Annotated in this window: 15 protein-coding genes; 8 read left to right on the forward strand and 7 right to left on the reverse strand. The window is 71.6% G+C overall.

Annotation, left to right across the window (positions count from 1 at the left end; genetic code table 11):
- Positions 1 to 229: 229 nt before the first annotated feature.
- A complete protein-coding gene (gene pepN, locus ACZ58N_RS09015; protein WP_471157207.1) occupies positions 230 to 2785 on the reverse strand; it encodes an aminopeptidase N in 2556 nt (851 codons plus the stop codon).
- A 127-nt stretch (positions 2786 to 2912) separates the two neighbouring features.
- On the opposite strand from pepN, the gene ACZ58N_RS09020 reads away from it, so the two are divergent.
- Positions 2913 to 3560: a mycothiol-dependent nitroreductase Rv2466c family protein gene (locus tag ACZ58N_RS09020; RefSeq protein ID WP_471157208.1), complete on the forward strand. Its 648-nt coding sequence runs from the start codon at positions 2913 to 2915 to the stop codon at positions 3558 to 3560.
- A 122-nt stretch (positions 3561 to 3682) separates the two neighbouring features.
- Here ACZ58N_RS09020 and ACZ58N_RS09025 read toward each other — a convergent pair whose 3' ends face one another.
- From ACZ58N_RS09025 to ACZ58N_RS09035, 3 genes are all read right to left on the reverse strand, one after another.
- Complete coding sequence (locus ACZ58N_RS09025) at positions 3683 to 4339, reverse strand: superoxide dismutase (protein WP_471157210.1); 657 nt, start codon at positions 4337 to 4339, stop codon at positions 3683 to 3685.
- A gap of 208 nt (positions 4340 to 4547) precedes the next feature.
- Positions 4548 to 5957 carry an amino acid permease gene (locus tag ACZ58N_RS09030; protein WP_471157212.1) on the reverse strand — a complete coding sequence of 470 codons (1410 nt, stop codon included), beginning with the start codon at positions 5955 to 5957 and terminating at the stop codon, positions 4548 to 4550.
- Positions 5958 to 6178: 221 nt separating this feature from the next.
- Positions 6179 to 7579, reverse strand: coding sequence for an amino acid permease (locus ACZ58N_RS09035; protein WP_471157213.1), 1401 nt, complete (start codon positions 7577 to 7579; stop codon positions 6179 to 6181).
- A gap of 285 nt (positions 7580 to 7864) precedes the next feature.
- Between ACZ58N_RS09035 and ACZ58N_RS09040 the strand changes: the two genes are divergently transcribed.
- The gene (locus tag ACZ58N_RS09040) at positions 7865 to 8449 is read left to right on the forward strand and encodes a biotin transporter BioY (RefSeq protein WP_471157214.1); all 585 of its coding nucleotides are present in this window, start codon (positions 7865 to 7867) and stop codon (positions 8447 to 8449) included.
- Between the two features lie 80 nt (positions 8450 to 8529).
- Here the strand turns inward: ACZ58N_RS09040 and ACZ58N_RS09045 are convergent, their stop codons facing one another.
- Positions 8530 to 9960, reverse strand: a complete 1431-nt coding sequence (locus ACZ58N_RS09045) for an amino acid permease (RefSeq protein ID WP_471157216.1) — start codon at positions 9958 to 9960, stop codon at positions 8530 to 8532.
- Positions 9961 to 10180: 220 nt separating this feature from the next.
- Between ACZ58N_RS09045 and ACZ58N_RS09050 the strand changes: the two genes are divergently transcribed.
- Both ACZ58N_RS09050 and ACZ58N_RS09055 read left to right on the forward strand, forming a co-directional pair.
- Positions 10181 to 10669, forward strand: a complete 489-nt coding sequence (locus ACZ58N_RS09050) for a ribose-5-phosphate isomerase (protein ID WP_281210771.1) — start codon at positions 10181 to 10183, stop codon at positions 10667 to 10669.
- A gap of 66 nt (positions 10670 to 10735) precedes the next feature.
- Complete coding sequence (locus tag ACZ58N_RS09055; RefSeq protein ID WP_471157217.1) at positions 10736 to 11542, forward strand: Fpg/Nei family DNA glycosylase; 807 nt, start codon at positions 10736 to 10738, stop codon at positions 11540 to 11542.
- Between the two features lie 57 nt (positions 11543 to 11599).
- Here the strand turns inward: ACZ58N_RS09055 and ACZ58N_RS09060 are convergent, their stop codons facing one another.
- Positions 11600 to 12835 carry a GNAT family N-acetyltransferase gene (locus ACZ58N_RS09060; RefSeq protein WP_471157219.1) on the reverse strand — a complete coding sequence of 412 codons (1236 nt, stop codon included), beginning with the start codon at positions 12833 to 12835 and terminating at the stop codon, positions 11600 to 11602.
- Positions 12836 to 12951: 116 nt separating this feature from the next.
- Here ACZ58N_RS09060 and ACZ58N_RS09065 point away from each other — a divergent pair, with 116 nt between their 5' ends.
- From ACZ58N_RS09065 to ACZ58N_RS09080, 4 genes are all read left to right on the forward strand, one after another.
- On the forward strand, positions 12952 to 14094 hold the full coding sequence (locus ACZ58N_RS09065) for a SpoIIE family protein phosphatase (protein WP_471157221.1): 1143 nt from the start codon (positions 12952 to 12954) through the stop codon (positions 14092 to 14094).
- Positions 14095 to 14579: 485 nt separating this feature from the next.
- On the forward strand, positions 14580 to 15968 hold the full coding sequence (locus ACZ58N_RS09070) for a pyridoxal phosphate-dependent decarboxylase family protein (RefSeq protein WP_471157223.1): 1389 nt from the start codon (positions 14580 to 14582) through the stop codon (positions 15966 to 15968).
- Positions 15965 to 16420 carry an HD domain-containing protein gene (locus ACZ58N_RS09075; protein ID WP_471157224.1) on the forward strand — a complete coding sequence of 152 codons (456 nt, stop codon included), beginning with the start codon at positions 15965 to 15967 and terminating at the stop codon, positions 16418 to 16420. The genes ACZ58N_RS09070 and ACZ58N_RS09075 overlap by 4 nt, the downstream gene beginning before the upstream one ends.
- Before the next feature lie 154 nt (positions 16421 to 16574).
- Entirely contained in the window at positions 16575 to 16769 is a 195-nt protein-coding gene (locus ACZ58N_RS09080) for a hypothetical protein (RefSeq protein WP_079426944.1), read from the forward strand.
- A gap of 84 nt (positions 16770 to 16853) precedes the next feature.
- Here ACZ58N_RS09080 and ACZ58N_RS09085 read toward each other — a convergent pair whose 3' ends face one another.
- Positions 16854 to 18092, reverse strand: coding sequence for an FAD-dependent oxidoreductase (locus ACZ58N_RS09085; protein ID WP_471157225.1), 1239 nt, complete (start codon positions 18090 to 18092; stop codon positions 16854 to 16856).
- Between the last annotated feature and the right edge of the window lie 86 nt (positions 18093 to 18178).

Below are 18178 nucleotides of genomic sequence, written 5' to 3' on the forward strand. Positions count from 1 at the left end.
CGGGCGTTCGACTGCCGAAAGGGACCCCGCCGCCCTACATCCGTCGTATGACCATATCGGTGCTTCCGGCGACGGGGAAGGAGGCGGGGAAGCGGCCGGCAATGAGCCCGGGAGGCCGACGCGGGAACGGGCGGGGGCGGCGACGGATGTCCGTCCGTCGCCGCCCCCGCCCGCTCCTCGCGCGGTTCGCGCCCGCCCTGTCGGGGCCGGCGCCCGCGCCTGCCCGCCGTCAGCCCGCCGCCGCGTCGCGGGCCTGGGCGCGCAGGGCCCGGTCCAGGTCGTCACGGGACTCCAGCACCAGCCGCCGCAGGGCCGGCGCGGCGTCCGGACGGGAGGTGAGCCAGGCGTCGGTCGCCGCGACCGTGGCCGGCGAGTCCTGGAGCGAGGGGTACATGCCCCGCACCACATGGATGCCGATCTGGATCGAACGCTCCGCCCACACCCGCTCGATCACCTCGAAGTAGCGGTCCGCGTAGGGCGCCAGCAGGTCCCGCTGGGAGGACTGCTGCATCCCCGAGATCGTCGCCTCGACCAGCGCGTTCGACAGGGCGTCCGATTCGACGGTCGCCGCCCAGGCCTGGTCCTTCACCGCCGCCGACGGCCGCGCGGCCAGGCAGCGCACCTGGTGCTGCTTGCCCGACGCGGTGTCGTCCCGGACCAGTTCGGCGGCCAGGGCGGCCTCGTCCACCGAGCCGTGCGCCGTCAGCGGCAGCAGGAAGTCCCAGCGCAGTTCCTGGTCCACCTCCAGGCCGTCGATCCGCGCGCTCCCGTCCAGCAGGCCGAGCAGCAGCTGGTGGTCGCCCTCGGTCGCGGCGCTCGCGGCGAAGAACCGCGCCCAGGTCAGCTGGTGCTCCGAGCCCGGTTCGGCCTGCCGCAGCTCGCGCAGCGCACCGGCCGCCAGCTCCCGGCCGCGCTGCTCGCGCAGCTCCGGGGTCGTGTACCGGTTGATCGCGGTCAGCGCCTGGAGGTGCAGCATCTGGAGCACGCCCACGTCGGTCTCCCGGCCCGCGTGCGCGAGCAGCAGCGCGAGGAAGTCCCGGGCCGGCATGAGCCCGTCACGGGTCAGATTCCACAGGGCCGACCAGCACAGGGCCCGGGCGAGCGGGTCCGTCAGGCCGCCCAGGTGCGACCGGAGCGTCGCCAGGGAGACCTCGTCGAAGCGGATCTTGCAGTAGGTGAGGTCCTCGTCGTTCACCAGGACCAGGTCGGGCCGCTCGGACCCGGCCGGCAGGGCGACCGCCGTACGGGCGCCGGCGACGTCCGCCTCGATCCGCGCGAAGCGCACCAGGGTGCCGTCGGTCTCCAGCCGGTACAGGCCCACGGCGACCCGGTGCGGTCGCAGCTCGTCGCCCTCCTGGAGCACCGCCAGCTCCGTGACCCGGCCGCCCGCGTCGCAGGTCACCACCGGGGTCAGCGCGTTCACCCCGGCCGTCTGGAGCCAGGCCCGCGACCACTCGGCCATGTCCCGGCCGGAGACCTCGCCGAGGACCGACAGCAGGTCGTCGAGCGTGGTGTTCCCGTAGGCGTGGGCCTTGAAGTAGCGCCGTGCGCCCTCCAGGAACGCCTCCCGGCCCACGTACGCGACGAGCTGCTTGAGCACGGCCGCGCCCTTGGCGTAGGTGATCCCGTCGAAGTTCAGCTTGGCGTCCTCCAGGTCACGGATGTCGGCCGTGATCGGGTGCGTGGACGGCAGCTGGTCGGCACGGTAGGCCCAGGCCTTGCGGCTGTTGGCGAAGGTGACCCACGCCTGGTCGAAGCGGGTGGCCTCGACGAGTCCGAAGGAGCCCATGAAGTCCGCGAAGGACTCCTTCAGCCACAGGTCGTCCCACCACTTCATGGTGACCAGGTCGCCGAACCACATGTGCGCCATCTCGTGCAGGATGACGTTCGCGCGGCGCTCGTAGGAGGCCTGCGTGACCTTCCCGCGGAAGATGTACTCCTCGCGGAAGGTCACCATCCCCGGGTTCTCCATCGCGCCCAGGTTGTACTCCGGCACGAACGCCTGGTCGTACTTCCCGAATGGGTAGGGGTAGTCGAAGATCTCGTGGAAGAGGTCGAAGCCCTGCTTGGTGACGAGGAAGACGTCGTCCGCGTCGAAGTGCTCGGCGAGCGCCTTCCGGCACATCGCGCCGAGCGGGATCGTCAGGTCGCCGCGCGTGTAGGTGTCCGTGACGTAGTGGTACGGGCCCGCGACGACACAGGTGATGTAGGTGGAGATCGGCGCGGTCTCGGCGAAGCGCCGGGTCAGCCCTTCGCGGGACTCCTCGACGCCGTTGCTCCACACCTGCCAGCCCTCCGGCGCGGTCACCTCGAAGCGGTACGGGGCCTTCAGGTCGGGCTGCTCGAAGTTCGCGTAGACCCGGCGGGCGTCCGCCGGCTCGTACTGGGTGTAGAGGTAGACCTCGCCGTCCTGCGGGTCCACGAACCGGTGCAGGCCCTCGCCCGTGCGGCTGTAGGCGCAGTTCGCGTCGACGACGAGGACGTTCTCGGCGGCCAGCCCGTCCAGCGCGATCCGCGTCCCGTCGAAGACGGAGGCCGGGTCCAGCGGCTGCCCGTTGAGGGTGACCGCGTTCACCGAGGGGGCGATCAGGTCCGCGAACGAGGAGGCCCCGGGGGTCGCTGCCCGGAAACGGACGGTCGTCACCGAACGGAACGTCCGGGGGCCGTCGGCCGGCTCGGCCTCGTCCACCGCGGACCTCAGGTCGAGGACCACCTCGTACCCGTCGACGGACAACAGCTCGGCCCGCTCGTGGGCCTCGTCGCGGGACAGATTCTCTCCGGGCACGTGCACTCCTTCGTGCGTGATCGCGTTCTTCGGTTCGAATCCTCCCACGGGGAATGCGGCCGGCCCCGGTCCGGTTGGCCCTGGGGACGGTACTGGGCAATGGCTTGTTTTTGACATGAGGAGAGACATGGCCGACACGCAGGTGAGCGAGAAGACCCCGGTCGACTTCTGGTTCGACCCGCTCTGCCCCTGGGCCTGGATGACGTCCCGCTGGATGCTGGAGGTCGAGAAGGTCCGCGACGTGGAGGTCCGCTGGCACGTGATGAGCCTGGGCGTCCTGAACGAGGACAAGCTCGACGAGCTGCCCGAGACCTACCGCAAGCTGCTCGGACCCGAGGCCTGGATACCGGTCCGGGTGGTGACGGCCGCGCAGCAGAAGCACGGCAAGGAGATCACCGGCAAGCTCTACACCGCGCTCGGCACCCGCATCCACAACGAGGGACGCGGGAACACCGCCGAGGTCGTCGCCGAGGCGCTGGCCGAGGTCGGCCTGCCGGCCGAGCTCGCGGACTACGGGATCTCCGACGAGTACGACGCCGAGCTGCGCGCGTCCCACAACGAAGGGATCAACCGGGTCGGCCAGGAGGTCGGCACCCCGGTGATCTCGGTGCCCGGAGCCGACGGCGCGGACGTGGCCTTCTTCGGTCCGGTCGTCACCCCGACCCCGCGCGGCGACGACGCGGCCCGGCTGTGGGACGGCACCCTGCTCGTCGCCTCCACCCCGGGCTTCTTCGAGATCAAGCGGACCCGTGACAAGGGCCCGAGCTTCGAGTAGTCCGCCCGCAGCAGTGCGCAGAAGGCCCCCGCGAGTCACGTCCTCGCGGGGGCCTTCTGTTGGAAACGTCCGCCGTGAAGGTTGAGAAGACGATCACGAGGCGGACGGCTGGGGTGTGCCGATCAGCCCTTGGCGGGAATCAGCAGCGGGGTGTTCGCCTTGGCGTCGGCGTAGCGCTTGGCCACGTCCTGCCAGTTGACGACGTTCCACATGGCTTCGATGAAGTCGACCTTCTGGTTCTTGTACTGCAGGTAGAAGGCGTGCTCCCAGGCGTCGAAGACGAGGACCGGGGTGCTGGCGATGCCCACGTTGCCCTGGTGGTCGTAGACCTGCTCGACGACCAGACGGCCGCTGACGGGCTCGTACGCGAGCACGCCCCAGCCGGAGCCCTGGGTCGCGGAGGCCGCGAACGTCAGCTGCTTCTTGAACTTCGCGAAGGAACCGAAGGACTCGGTGATCGCGTCGGTCAGGTCGCCGAGACCGTCGGCCGAGGTCGGCTCGCCGCCGCCCTCACCGGTCTTCGGGCTGGCCATGTTGTGCCAGTAGATGCTGTGGAGGATGTGGCCGGAGAGGTGGAACGCGAGGTTCTTCTCCAGGCCGTTGAGGGCGCCCCAATTCTCCTTGTCGCGCGCCTCTTCGAGCTGCTCCAGGGTGTTGTTGGCACCCGTCACGTAGGCAGCGTGGTGCTTGTCGTGGTGCAGCTCGATGATCTGCGGGTTGATCACGGGTTCGAGCGCCGCGTAGTCGTAAGGAAGCTCAGGAAGCGTGTAGATGGCCATGCGTGTATCCGGTCCCCTCAGCGTGCCAATCGCTAATTGCAATTAATGCGCAACTGCACGCTAGCAGTATCTATTCCACCCCACGAGTAAGGGTCACCTCTCTTGTCGGCACCTCCGGAACGTCGGAGGCCGGGCCCATGCGATCGCATGAACCCGGCCTCCGACGTGCCGTTCCGCAGGGGGTGTTACCGCTTTTCGCGTGCCCCGGTCAGGCTTCCGCGCGGGCCGCCGCCCGACGCTGCATCACCCGGCCGGTGATGGCGAGGGCCACCGTCAGCCCGCCCGTGAAGAGCACCTGCACCCGGGTGTCCTCGTCCCACGCCATCAGGACCAGCACCCCGGCGACGCCGGCCAGCGCCACCCAGGTCAGGTACGGGAAGCCCCACATCCGCACGACCAGCTTCTCGGGGGCCTCGCGCTCGGTGCGGCGCCGCAGCACGAACTGCGAGACGGCGATGAAGCCCCAGACCACGAGGATGACCCCGCCGACCATGTTCAGCAGCCAGGCGAAGAGGGTGTCCGGGTACCAGTACGAGAGGAGGACGGTGACGAAGCCGAAACCGGAGGAGGCCAGCACCGCGCGCCGCGGGACCCGGCCGGTGACCTTGCCCAGCGCCCGGGGACCCTGGCCGCGGGAGACCAGGGAGTAGGCCATGCGGGAGGAACCGTAGATGTTGGCGTTCATCGCGGACAGCAGGGCGATCAGGATGACCACGTTCATGATCTGGCCGGCGGCCGGGATGCCCAGGTGCTCCAGGGTCGCCGCGTACGGGCCGGTCCCGGTGACGGCCGGGTCGTTCCACGGCAGCAGGGTCACGATCACCAGCATCGAGCCGACGTAGACGATCGCGATCCGCCACATGGTGGTCCGCACCGCCTTGGCGACGCCCTTGACCGGATCGTCGGACTCGGCGGCGGCGATGGTCACCGTCTCCAGGCCGCCGTACGCGACGACCGAGGCGAGCAGGCCGACCAGCAGGCCGTCGACGCCGTTGGGCAGGAAGCCGCCGTCGTGCAGGAGGTTGGCCGAGCCGGGGGAGGCGGTGCCGGGCAGCAGGCCGAGGACGGCCAGGACGCCCAGGCCGAGGAAGAGCGCGATGGCGCCGATCTTGAGGGCGGCGAACCAGAACTCGAACTCGCCGAAGTTGGAGACCGCGGCCAGGTTGCTGCCGCAGAACAGCGCCATGAACACCAGCACCCACATCCACGAGGGCGTCCCGGGGAACCAGCCCGTCATGATGTGCGCCGCGCCGATCGCCTCGATGGCCACGCCCACGCACAGCAGGGTCCAGAACATCCAACCCGCGGTGAAACCGGCCCAGGGCCCGATGGCCCGGTCGGCGTGCACCGAGAAGGAGCCGGAGGCGGGGTTGGCGGCGGACATCTCGCCGAGCATCCGCATCACGAACATCACGAGGAGCCCGGACGCGGCGTACGCGAGGACGATCGAGGGTCCCGCGGCCGCGATGCCCGCGCCGGAGCCGACGAAGAGGCCGGCACCGATGACCCCGCCGAGGGCGATCATCGAGAGGTGCCGCTGCTTCAGGCCGTTGCCGAGGGGGGACCCGGTGTCGTCCTGCTGGGGTTCGGGGGGTGCGAGGGTGCCGCTGTGGCTCATGGGGGTGCGCCTGTCCGGTGTGCGGGAGGTCGAGCGATGCCCTCAGTGTGCCGAGTGTCCGTTCAGCGGACGTTCCGTGTCCGGTATCCGGACAGCTGGTTCACGGATCGTGATCGCGGCCCCACGCCCGCCCCGGCCGGGCACGGCCCGCCGCGGCCCTGCCGAACGCGCGAGGACCCCCGCGCCGACGGGGCGCGGGGGTCCTCACGGGCGGGAGTCGATCAGGCGCCGGCCCGCCGCGCCCGGACCTCCCGCAGCCACGCCACCAACAGCACCGCCGCCGCCGCGCCCGAGGACCACAGCAGCTGCGGCCGCGCCGAGTCGTCGAACAGCATCAGGACCAGCACCGCCGCCATTCCGACCAGCGCCGCCCAGGTCAGGTACGGGAACAGCCACATCCGCAGCGTCAGCCGCTCCGGCATCTCCCGTTCCAGCATGCCGCGCAGCTTCAGCTGGGAGACGGCGATCAGCGCCCACACGAACAGCAGCACCGCGCCGACCGCGTTGAGCATGTAGAGGAACACCGTGTCCGGCCACAGCAGGTTCAGCACCACGGACACGAAGCCGAAGGCCACCGACGCGAACACGGCCCGGCGCGGCACGCCGCCACCGGACACCTTCAGCAGCGACCGGGGGGCCTCGCCGCGCTCGGCGAGCGAGAACACCATGCGCGAGGAGCCGTACAGGTTCGCGTTGAGCGCGGACAGCAGCGCCACGAACACCACGATGTTCATGATCTGACCGGCCGCCGGAATGCCGATCGAGTCGAGCACGGCCACGTACGGGCTCTGCCCGGGCTCCAGCGAATCCCAGGGCAGCAGGGTCACGATGACCAGCATCGAGCCGACGTAGAAGAAGAGGATGCGCCACACGGCGCTGCGCACGGCGCGGGCCACCGACCGGGCCGGGTCGTCGGACTCGGCCGCCGCGATGGTGACGACCTCCAGACCGCCGAAGGCGAAGACGACCGCGAGCATGCCGGCGACGACCCCGCCCATCCCCGCGGGGAAGAAGCCGCCGTGGCCGGTCAGGTTGGCCATGCCCACCGGATCGGTGTCCGGCAGCACCCCGAAGATCGCGAGCGTGCCGAGGATCAGGAACAGCACGATCGCGCCGACCTTGAGGGCGGCGAACCAGAACTCGAACTCACCGAAGTTCCGCACGGCCGCCAGGTTGGAGACCGTGAAGACCACCATGAAGACCAGCACCCACACCCACTGGTCGACCGCGGGCAGCCAGCCGTTCGCGATCTTCGCGGCGCCGGTCGCCTCCACGGCGAGCACCACGACCAGCAGGAACCAGTACAGCCAGCCCGCCGAGAACCCGGCCCAGCGTCCGAGGGCCTTCTGCGCGTAGACGGAGAAGGAGCCGGAGGCGGGCATCGCGGCGGACATCTCGCCGAGCATCCGCATCACCAGCATCGCGAGCACGCCCGCGAGGAGGTACGACAGGATGATCGCCGGCCCGGCGATGCCGATGCCGGCGCCGGAGCCGACGAAGAGGCCGGCCCCGATGACGCCGCCGAGGCCCAGCATGGTCAGGTGGCGCTGCTTGAGGCTGTGGCTCAGTGGTTCCCGGAGCCCGTCCTCGGTGGGGGGCGGGTCGGGCAGGCGGTCGCGCATGAGGATGCTCGCACTCTCGGTCGGCCAAGCGGCGCTGGGGGCTGCACGGGGAGGATTGGCGGGAACCTACAGTCTGGCTGGAGGACACCCGTCGGAGCAAAAAGGGCGTGGTGTCGAATGTCGGCCGTGATGCGTATCACTTCAACTCGGGTGTAGGTCGGGACCTTTGTCCACTCCCCACGAAACCGGGCAGTACGGCTTTGTGTCGGACGACGGTGGGGCGGCGGCGGGCCGCGGACTAACGTCACGGTGTCCCCAACGATCACCACCTCGCGGAGCCCCACGATGAGCACTGCTTCCGTTTCCTTCCGGCCCGGCGCCGTCCTCGCCGACCTGCTGCCCGCGAGCCGCGTCCGCGACATCGCGTTGGTCGTCGGCGGAGCCGCGCTCACCGGCGTCGCCGCCCAGATCGCCGTCAAGGTCGACGGGCTGGCCGCGCCGATCACCGGCCAGACCTTCGCCGCGCTGCTGGTGGGCACCGCCCTCGGAGCGGGCCGCGGCTTCCTCTCCCTCGCGCTGTACACGCTGGTCGGCATGGCCGGGGTCCCGTGGTTCGCGAACGGCGCCTCCGGCGCGGGCGGCGCCACCTTCGGCTACGTGCTCGGCATGCTCCTGGCCGCCACCCTCGTCGGCGCGCTCGCCCGGCGCGGCGCCGACCGCTCGGTGCTCCGTACGGCCGGGGCGATGGTCCTCGGCTCGGCGGTGGTCTACGCGGTGGGCGTGCCGTACCTGATGGGCGTCACCGGAATGTCCCTCGGCACGGCCCTGGCGACCGGCATGGTCCCGTTCCTGATCGGCGACGCCCTGAAGGCCGCGCTGGCCATGGGCGTCCTGCCGACCGCCTGGAAGTTGCTGGGCCGCCGCGGCTGAGCGCCGCGCCCCACACGACAGCCCCGGACCGCGAGTGCGGTCCGGGGCTGTTTCGTGCGTGCGGTCCGGTCCGGTCCGTCCTACGCCACGGCCTTGCGGCGGACGGCGTCGCGGATCGAGCCGATCGCGACGACCAGGCCGGCCACGGCGAGCGACAGCAGCACGACCTCGCGGTTGGCGTCGTCGAAGAGCATGTAGACCAGGACGAAGCTGATCATCGCGGCGGTGGCCCACGTCAGGTACGGGAAGAGCCACATCTTGACGGTGACCTTCTCCGGCGCCTCGCGCATCAGGATGCCGCGCATGCGCAGCTGGGTGAAGCAGATCACCAGCCACACGAAGAGCGCGATGGCACCCGAGGAGTTCAGCAGGAAGTTGAAGACGGTGTCCTTGAACGCGTAGTTGAAGTAGACGGCGGCGAAGCCGAAGACCACGGAGCCCAGGATCGCGGCGACGGGCACGCCCTTCTTGTTGACCTTGGCGAACGCCTTGGGGGCGTCACCGCGCTCACCGAGCGAGAAGGCCATGCGCGAGGCGGTGTACAGGCCCGAGTTGAGGCAGGACAGCACGGCCGTCAGGACGATCACGTTCATGATCTGGCCGGCGTGCGCGATGCCGATCGAGTCCAGGGCGGCGACGTACGAGCCCTTCTCGACGATCGACTTGTCGTTCCACGGCAGCAGGGTGAGGACGACGAAGATCGAACCCAGGTAGAAGATGCCGATGCGCCAGATCACCGAGTTGGTGGCCTTGGTGACCGCGCGGCGCGGGTCCTCGGACTCGCCGGCCGCCAGGGTGACGATCTCGCTGCCCATGAAGGAGAAGACGACCATCAGCACACCGGTGAGGATGGCGCCCAGGCCGTTGGGCGCGAACCCTCCGGTGTCGGTCAGGTGCGCGAACCCGGCTCCGGGGTTGTCCGAACCGGGCAGGACGCCGAAGACGGCCAGCAGGCCGATGACCACGAACGCGCCGATGGCGACGACCTTGATCCCGGCGAACCAGAACTCGAACTCGCCGTACGAGGCGACCGAGCCGAGGTTCGTGATCGTCAGCACGACCATCACGATCAGTGCCCAGGCCCACTGCGGGACGGCCGGGACCCAACCTTCGAGGATGACGGCGCCGGCGGTGGCCTCGACGGCCAGCACGACGACCCAGAAGAACCAGTACAGCCAGCCGATCGAGAACCCGGCCCAGCGGCCGAGCGCGCGGTCGGCATAGGCGGAGAAGGAGCCCGAGTTCGGGCTGGCCGCGGCCATCTCGCCGAGCATCCGCATCACGAAGACGACCATCGCGCCGACGAGGAAGTACGACACGAGGATGGCGGGGCCGGCCTTGGCGATGCCGCCGCCGGAGCCTACGAACAGGCCGGCGCCGATGACGCCGCCGATGGCGATCATGGAAAGGTGGCGGTTCTTGAGACCGGCCTTCAGTCCGTCGGAGGGCTGGCCTTCACCGGGGTTGCCGGTGGGGTCGCCTGCCTTCTGAAGGGTCGTCGTGGAGCTCATGGACGGATCCTTAGGTTCTCGGGTTTCGAGCCCCGGCATTCAAACCCGACACGCCGTCGGGACGGAAGACCCTATTCCGTATCGTTGCCTCGGGCACGAAGTCCCGGACCTTCGTCCTGCCGCGTCCCATCTGCGGTGTTGTGGATTATTTGAGCTTCCGGAGTGACCTACGCGACACCCCTCCACCGGCCTTCGACCGTCCGCATGCCACACTCGACCCATGCGCGTGTACCTCGGATCCGACCATGCCGGTTTTGAGCTCAAGAACACCCTGGTGGACTGGCTCAAGAACAACGGCCACGAGCCCGTCGACTGCGGGCCCCACATCTACGACGAAGTCGACGACTACCCGCCGTTCTGCCTGCGCGCCGCGGAGAAGACCGCCGCGGACGCCGACAGCCTCGGCATCGTCATCGGCGGTTCCGGCAACGGCGAGCAGATCGCCGCGAACAAGGTGAAGGGCATCCGCGCCATCCTGGCCTGGAGCGTCCAGACCGCCGAGCTGGGCCGCGAGCACAACAACGCCAACGTCATCTCCGTCGGCGGCCGCATGCACACCCAGGACGAGGTGATCAGCTTCATCGACGCCTTCCTGAAGACCCCGTACTCCGAGGCCGAGCGCCACACCCGCCGCATCGACATGCTCACCGCCTACGAACAGACCGGCGAGCTCCCCCCGATCCCGGCCCACCACCCGCAGGACCAGTAGGACCCCGCCCGTGCCGCCGGACCGGAGTCCGGCGGCACGGTCATGTTCACGTCGAGGAGAACCGCCGTGCCCGAAGGGCATACGATCCACCGCCTCGCCCGGGACCACACCGAGCGGTTCGCCGCCCGCCCCGTCCGGGTCAGCAGCCCCCAGGGCCGCTTCGCCGAAAGCGCCGCCCTGCTCGACGGCCGCACCCTGGAGAGCGCCGAGGCACACGGCAAACACCTCTTCCTCGAACTCGGCGACGCCTGGATCCACATCCACCTCGGCCTCTTCGGCAAACTCGGCTTCGGCCCCGCCCCCGCACCGCCGGCCGCCGACACCGTCCGGCTGCGCCTGCTGAACGACGAACACCACGCCGACCTGCGCGGCCCCACCGCCTGCGCGCTGATCGACGAGGGCGCGAAGAAGGCGATACACGACCGCCTCGGCCCCGACCCACTGCGCCCGGCCGACGACCCCGACCGCGCCTGGGCCCGGATCTCCCGCTCCCGCACCACGATCGCCGCCCTCCTCATGGACCAGAAGGTCATCGCGGGCGTCGGCAACGTCTACCGCGCCGAGGTCCTCTTCCGGCACGGAATCGACCCATACCGGCTCGGCAAGGACGTCACCCGCGCCGAATGGGACGCGATGTGGACGGACCTCGCCGCCCTGATGCGCGAGGGCGTGCGCCACAACCGCATCGACACCGTCCGCGACGAACACCTCCCCGAGGCCATGGGCCGCCCGCCGAGGGTGGACGACCACGGCGGCGAGGTCTACGTCTACCGACGGGCGAACATGCCCTGCCACCTCTGCGGAGGCGGAATCCGCACCGCCGGTCTCGCCGCCCGCAACCTCTTCTGGTGCCCGACCTGCCAGGCCCGCTGAACGCCCGGGGCCGCCCCGGCCCCGAACCTTCGAGCACAGGGCATAGGACCTGTCGGCCTAGAACTGGTGGGGCAGCCAGGGCGCCACGTCCCCGGCGAAGGCCCGCGAAGCCTCCCGCAGCGCGCCCGGACGCAGCTCGCGCACCCGGCCCGCCGCCGCCAGCGAGTTCAGCGTCACCCCGCCCAGGTACGCCGAGCCCAGCTCCCGCACCGAGAGCTCCAGCTCCGCCGCGTCCTCGGTCCGGGTGCACTTCGCGGCGCCCCCGACGTCGGCCGTCAGCCGCCACCGGCCCGTGTTCCACGGACAGAACGCGTCCTCGACCTGCATGACCACGTCCAGCGGAGCCCCGTACGTCCGCGCCTCCAGCGCCGCGCCCAGCTCCACCAGCCGCAGGTGGAGCGCGTCCCGCTGCCGCGCCCGGGTCCGGCGGACGTCACTGACCAGGTGCAGCAGCGGATCGTCCATCGGCCGCCCGAACGCCAGCACGTGCCAGGTCAGGTCGATCTCGAAGAGGTAGCGCCACAGCGCCGCGTACGCGGACGGATCCAGCGCGTTCACCTCGCCGACGTGGACCTTGCCGTCCGAACCCGTCGGCTCCCAGTCCGGCGCGACCCGGTAACGCGCGTAGCCGACGACCTCACCGTCCGCGTCCTCGGCCACCACGCACTTCAACGGGGACGCGCCCGCCCGCCGCCCCCGCGGATCCAGCAGGCCCTGCCGCTCCCAGCCGGGCCGGCGCACCGTCATCCCCGGCCGGGACGGGACCAGGGCCGCGTAGACCCGCTCGCATGCGTCCACCGCCTTCTCCGGGTCCACCAACCGCAACCGCACCGCGTCCGCCGCCGGTGGCGCGATCAACCGCGCGCGGGTCGTGTCGATGTCCACGGACAGGGCGTACGCGGCCGTCCCGTACCCGAAACGCCCGTAGATCTCCGGTTCCGAGGCGGTCAACACCGCGATCGGTTCACCGCCGGCCCTGACGTCGTCCAATTGGCGGCGCATCAACGACCTCAACACCCCGCGCCGGCGGTGCGTGGGAGCCACCCCGACCATCGTGACGCCCGCCGCCGGAACCGCCGCACCACCCGGCACCGACAGCCGGAAACTGAACGCACCGGCCGAGCCCACGCACGTCCCGCCGTCCCAGACCCCCAACGAACGCTCCGGCTCGGTCAGCGACCGGTACAGCTCCCGCTCCTCCGGCGGCTCGGCCACACCTCCGAACGCCAGTTCCAGATGGTCGTACCAGACATCCCACTCATCGGACTGCAATACGCGCGTAACAAGAGCCATGAGTCCATGCCTACCAGGGCCTTCCGGCCCGTACGAAGCGATTTTCCCCCGGAACGGACCGGCCGTCCGGGGGTACCCCTGCGCACACACAGCCAGGATGGATAGGGTCCCGAACCATGGCCGGAGCACGCGTGGAGACGCTCACGGCCCGGGCGCGCATGCTGTCGCACCGGGCCCGCACCGCCCTGCGCAAATCCGCCGTCGACTACTTCCGCGGCGACGCCTCCGACTGGCTCGCCTTCGGCGGCCTGCTCCTGACCGTTCCCGCGATCGCCTGCGGCACGCTCATGCTGCCCGTCTGGTTCTCGCCCTCCGCCCTCGTCCTGCCCATCGTGGCCGGCGGCCTGCTGCTGCGCCCCGCGAGCCTGCTCGCCCTGTACGCCGCCTCCGCCGCCGCGCTCATCGTCGAGGCACTCGTCCTCGGCCCGTACACCCAGGGCCCGGCGAGGGTCACGCCCGGGACCGTCCTCGTGGTGGCCGCCTGCGGGTTCTTCGGACTGGTCATCGCCCAGTTCCGCAGCCGCGTCGGCGTGCCCTGGAGACGGGGCGGCACGATGCTCTTCGACCTGCGCGAACGCATCCGCGTGCAGAGCAAACTGCCCGCCCTGCCGCGCGGCTGGCACCGCGAGATGGCGCTGCGCCCGGCCGGCGGCCAGTCCTTCTCCGGCGACTTCGTCGTCGCCGCCCGCACCAACGGCGGCCGCACCCTGGAGATCGTCCTCACCGACGTCTCCGGAAAGGGCATGGAGGCCGGCTCCCGCGCCCTGCTCCTCTCCGGCGCCTTCGGCGGCCTGCTCGGCGCGCTGCCCCCGCACGGCTTCCTGCCCGCCGCCAACGGCTACCTCCTGCGACAGGACTGGGACGAGGGCTTCGCCACCTCCATCCACCTCGTCCTCGACCTGGAGACCGGCGACTACGAACTCCTCTCCGCCGGGCACCTCCCCGCCCTCCAGCTCTCCGCCGGAACCGGTCGCTGGCAGGAGGTCTCCGGCGAGGGACCGCTCCTCGGCGTGTACGACGGAGCCGAGTTCGAGCCCGCCCGCGGCAACCTGCGGCGCGGCGACGTCCTCATGCTCTTCACCGACGGCCTCGTCGAGACCGCCGAGCGCGAGATCAGCGAGGGCATGGACCGCCTCACCGGCGAAGCCGACCGCTACGTCGCCGCCGGCTGGGACGGCGCCGCCTGGCACCTGATCGAAAAGGTCGCCAAGGACGTCAACGACGACCGCGCCCTCCTCCTCATCCGCCGGTCGGCCTGACCCCACCCCCGGGCCCCCGGTGCGACAGCGGACCCGCCCGACCCGTACGGTCCGCCGCTCCTCCACGGCTCCTTCGTGGCCGCGGCCCTCCTCCGGGCCCGGCCGCCACCACCCTCCCGGCCCGCAACGCCCTCCGCGGCCCCGGCCCCCAACCGCGCTTTCCGGCGCCCCGACCACCGGAGCGACCTCCGCCGGCCGGTGCCCCCGCCGTCACTCCACGGCGGCCCATGACGGCCCACGGCGGCCCACGATTCCGCGGCGGGCCGATACCGGACTTCCCGACGTCGGCGAGGTCCACGGAACGCCCCGACCCGGGGCGGGCCCCTGCCACAGCGGGCCGGGTCGGGCCGCAGTGGACCGCGAGGAGCCCGCGAGGGCCCGTGGCGGCCCGTGGGGTGCGCCCACCGCCGCCCCGGCTCCGACACCGGCCAATTGCCGCGCATTGGCACACCCCCGCCGCCCCCACCCGCGTCTACGGTGCCGCCATGGACCGCAGCCTCGCCGGCGACCTCGCCCGCCTCCCCGACCTCCTCGACGCCGCCCGCCTCGCCGCGACCGAGACCCTCGCGACCCTGGACGCCCGGCCCGTCGTACCGGCCCCCGGAGCACCGCCCCTTCCCCCACCGCTCCCCGAGCACGGCGACGGCACGGAACAGGCCCTCGCCGACTTCGCGACCCGCTGGGCGCCGCGCCTGTCGGCCTCCGCGGGCCCCCGCTACCTCGGCTTCGTCACCGGCGGCGCCACCCCCGCCGCCCTCGTGGGGGACTGGCTGACCGCGGCCCACGACCAGAACTCCAACTCCTCCTTCGACGGCGCCGGGCAACTCCTCGAACGGGAGACCGTCGGCTGGCTCCGCGAGCTCTTCGGCCTCTCCGACGCCCACAGCGGCACCTTCGTCAGCGGCGCCACCATGTCCAACACCACCGGCCTCGCCATCGCCCGCGAGTGGCTCGGCGAACGCCTCGGGGTCTCCCCGGCCGAGGACGGCGCCGGCGTCCTCGGCCCCGTACGGGTGCTCTCCGGAGCTCCGCACTCCTCCATCGCCAAGGCCCTCTCCTTCCTCGGCCTCGGCCGCTCCTCCCTCGTCCGCGTCCCCACGCTGCCCGATCGCGAGGCCGTCGACCCGGCGGCCCTGGCGCGGGCCCTGGCGGACACCCCCGGCCCGGCGGTGGTCGTCGCCAACGCCGGCACCGTCAACACCGTCGACTTCGACGACCTCCGGGCGGTCGCCGCCCTCAAGGACCACCACGACTTCTGGCTCCACACCGACGCCGCCTTCGGCGCCTTCGCCGCCCTCTCCCCGGAGCACGCCCACCTCGCCGACGGCCTCGACGCCTCCGACTCCGTCTGCGTCGACCTCCACAAGTGGCTCAACGTCCCCTACGACAGCGCCGTCCAGTTCACCCGCCGCCGCGACCTCCAGGCCCGCGTCCTCCAGAACGCCGCCGCCTACCTCGGCCCGCTCGGCGAGCACCCCGACCTGGTCCACCTCACCCCCGAGAACTCGCACCGACTGCGCGCCCTCGCCGCCTGGTTCACCCTGCGCGCCTACGGCCGCCGGGGCCATCGGGAGATCGTCGAACGGGACATCGCCTGCGCCCGCTCCCTCGGCGAGCGCCTCGACGCCGATCCGGCCTTCCGGCTCCTCGCCCCCGTCCGACTCAACGTCGTCTGCTTCACCCTCGCCCAGGACCCCACCCCCGAGCGCCTCACCGCCCTCCGGGAGGCCGCCGCGGCCGAGGTCTTCGTCACCCCGACCGTCCACGGGGGAACCCCCGCGCTGCGCGCCGCGTTCTCCAACTGGCGCACCACGCAAGCAGATGTGCGCCGGGCCGCCGAGGCCCTCCGTACGGCAGCGAAGGAGATCGCGTGACGGGACAGCCCCTGACCCTGCTGGAGGTCGAAGCGCTCGCCCGCACGGCGCACGACGGGCAGACCGACAAGTCCGGCCGACCCTACGCCGAGCACCTCGCGGCCGTCGCCGAGGGCGTCCGCCTACGCGGCGGCAGCCCCGAACAACAGGCAGCCGCCTGGCTCCACGACTCCGTCGAGGACGAGGCCCTCAGCGCCGAATGGCTGGCCTCGGCGGCCCTCCCGGAGGCGGTCAAGGACATGGTCCTGGCCCTGACCAAACGCCCCGGGGAGCCGCTGGAGGAGTACGCCGCCCGCATCCTGGCCACCCCCGGGGCCGTCCTCGTGAAGGAGGCGGACCTGGCACACAACGCCGATCCCGTCAGGCTCTCCGTCCTCGACGGCCCCACCCGCGATCGTTTGTCCGCGAAGTACGCCTATGTCCGCTCTCTCCTCGGCATCACCGTGCCGTGAAATCCGCAACACGCCCACGCGGAGGGAAACATGCGGGGGCGATTCGTCACGAGACGGATAGCCGGGGCCGGTTGGTGGGAGGATGGAACGTGTGGGGGTGCGCACGGCTGTACACCCCGGGCCGACCAGGGGACGACCGAAGGTGTGATCAGTAGTGGCCATTTCGCTGTCAGTGGTGGTTCTGTTGGCGATCATCCTGGTGATCCTGATCCGCGGCAAGCACATGAAGGCCGGCCCCGCCATCGTCGCCGTCCTCTTCGGCTTCTTCCTGGCGTCCAGCTCCATCGCCCCGGACGTCAACCGCTTCCTGAACTCCCTCGCCGACACCATCGCCGGCATCAAGCTCTAGGCGCACCGCACCGCACCGCACCGCACCGCACGCCCCGCTCCGACCCGGGAACCGTTCCGGCCACGGCACCGGCGTCGACGGGCTTCACCGCCGACCCAGCCGGGCGGCGGCGGCCAGGACCGGAGTCGTCAGGGCGGTGGCGGCGGCGCCGAGCGTGGTGTCGGTGGCCAGGATCAGCCGCACCGTCCGCATGGCCAGGGTGAGCACCTCGCTGCCGCGCAGACGCATGCCCGCCTCGAACCGCCCCACCGCCTCGGTCGGCGTCCCGCCGTCCTCGACCTCGCCCAGGTGCCGGAGCAGCGCGGCGGCGTCGCGGATCGCCGCGCCCGCCCCCATTCCCGCGGTGGGCGGTGTCGCGTGGACCGCGTCGCCGAGCGCGGTGATGCGCCCGGCGGGCCAGGGCGCGAGCTCGGCGGCGCGGGTCGGGGCCGCGTTGAACCGGTACGCGGCCACGCTCCGCGGGTCGGAGCGGGCGATGACGTCCAAGGTGTGCTCGGCCCATCCCTGCTCACGGAACCGCCCCACCAGCGCCGCCCGCAGCGCGCCGTCGCGCAACGCACGGAGGGAGTCGGTCGCGGGGGATTCGGGGAACATGGCGCCCCAGATGTAGGTGGGTCCGGCGGTGACGGACATCCGCAGCCCGGGTGCGTCGAGCGCGGCGTTGCCGACCGGGTCCAGGAAACCGACGTACAACGCCGCCCCCCACGGACCGATCGCCATCCCCGAACGGGTCCCGAGCCGATGCCCGTCACCCGGCGTCAGGTCCGAGCGGAGAGTGCGCCCGGAGAACCCGATGATGCCCGCCGGGTGATTGGTCCGGCCGCCCGCCAGGTATCGGGCGACCAGGGAGTGGGTGCCGTCCGCGCCCACCACCAGATCCGCCGTGGTGGCCGAGCCGTCGGCGAACAGCACCCGGGGCGCGCCGTCGTCACCCGGGTCGACGCCGGTCACCGTCCGCCCCGCGTGCAGGGCGCCGCCCACCTCCTCGGCCAGCAGCAGGCGCAGGGTGACGCGGTCGACGTCGATGCCGGGGTGGTCGCGAAGGTCCGGCCCACGGCCGATCAGCCGGCCGCGCCGGTCCCACAACGCGTCGCGGTCGCGCAGCCGCAGCGCCGAGGACGAGGCCAGCAGCCGCCGCATCGTCCGCGGGGCGATCAGTTCCTCCAGCGCCGACCGGGCCCGTCCGTCCAGGGTGATGTGGTAGCCACCCGTCGCCGCCAGGTCGGTGTCGCGTTCGAACACCGCCACCTCGAACCCCCTGCGGCGCAATCCCGCTCCCAGCGCGAGCCCACCGATCCCGCCACCGACCACGACAACACGCATACCGGTCCGTCCTGTTCATCGCCGTTCACCAGCACGAGCGGTTCACGGTGACACCGGTGGTGGACACCGAGTGGCCACCACCGGGC

It is taken from the genome of Streptomyces sp. NPDC040432, from assembly GCF_055595445.1.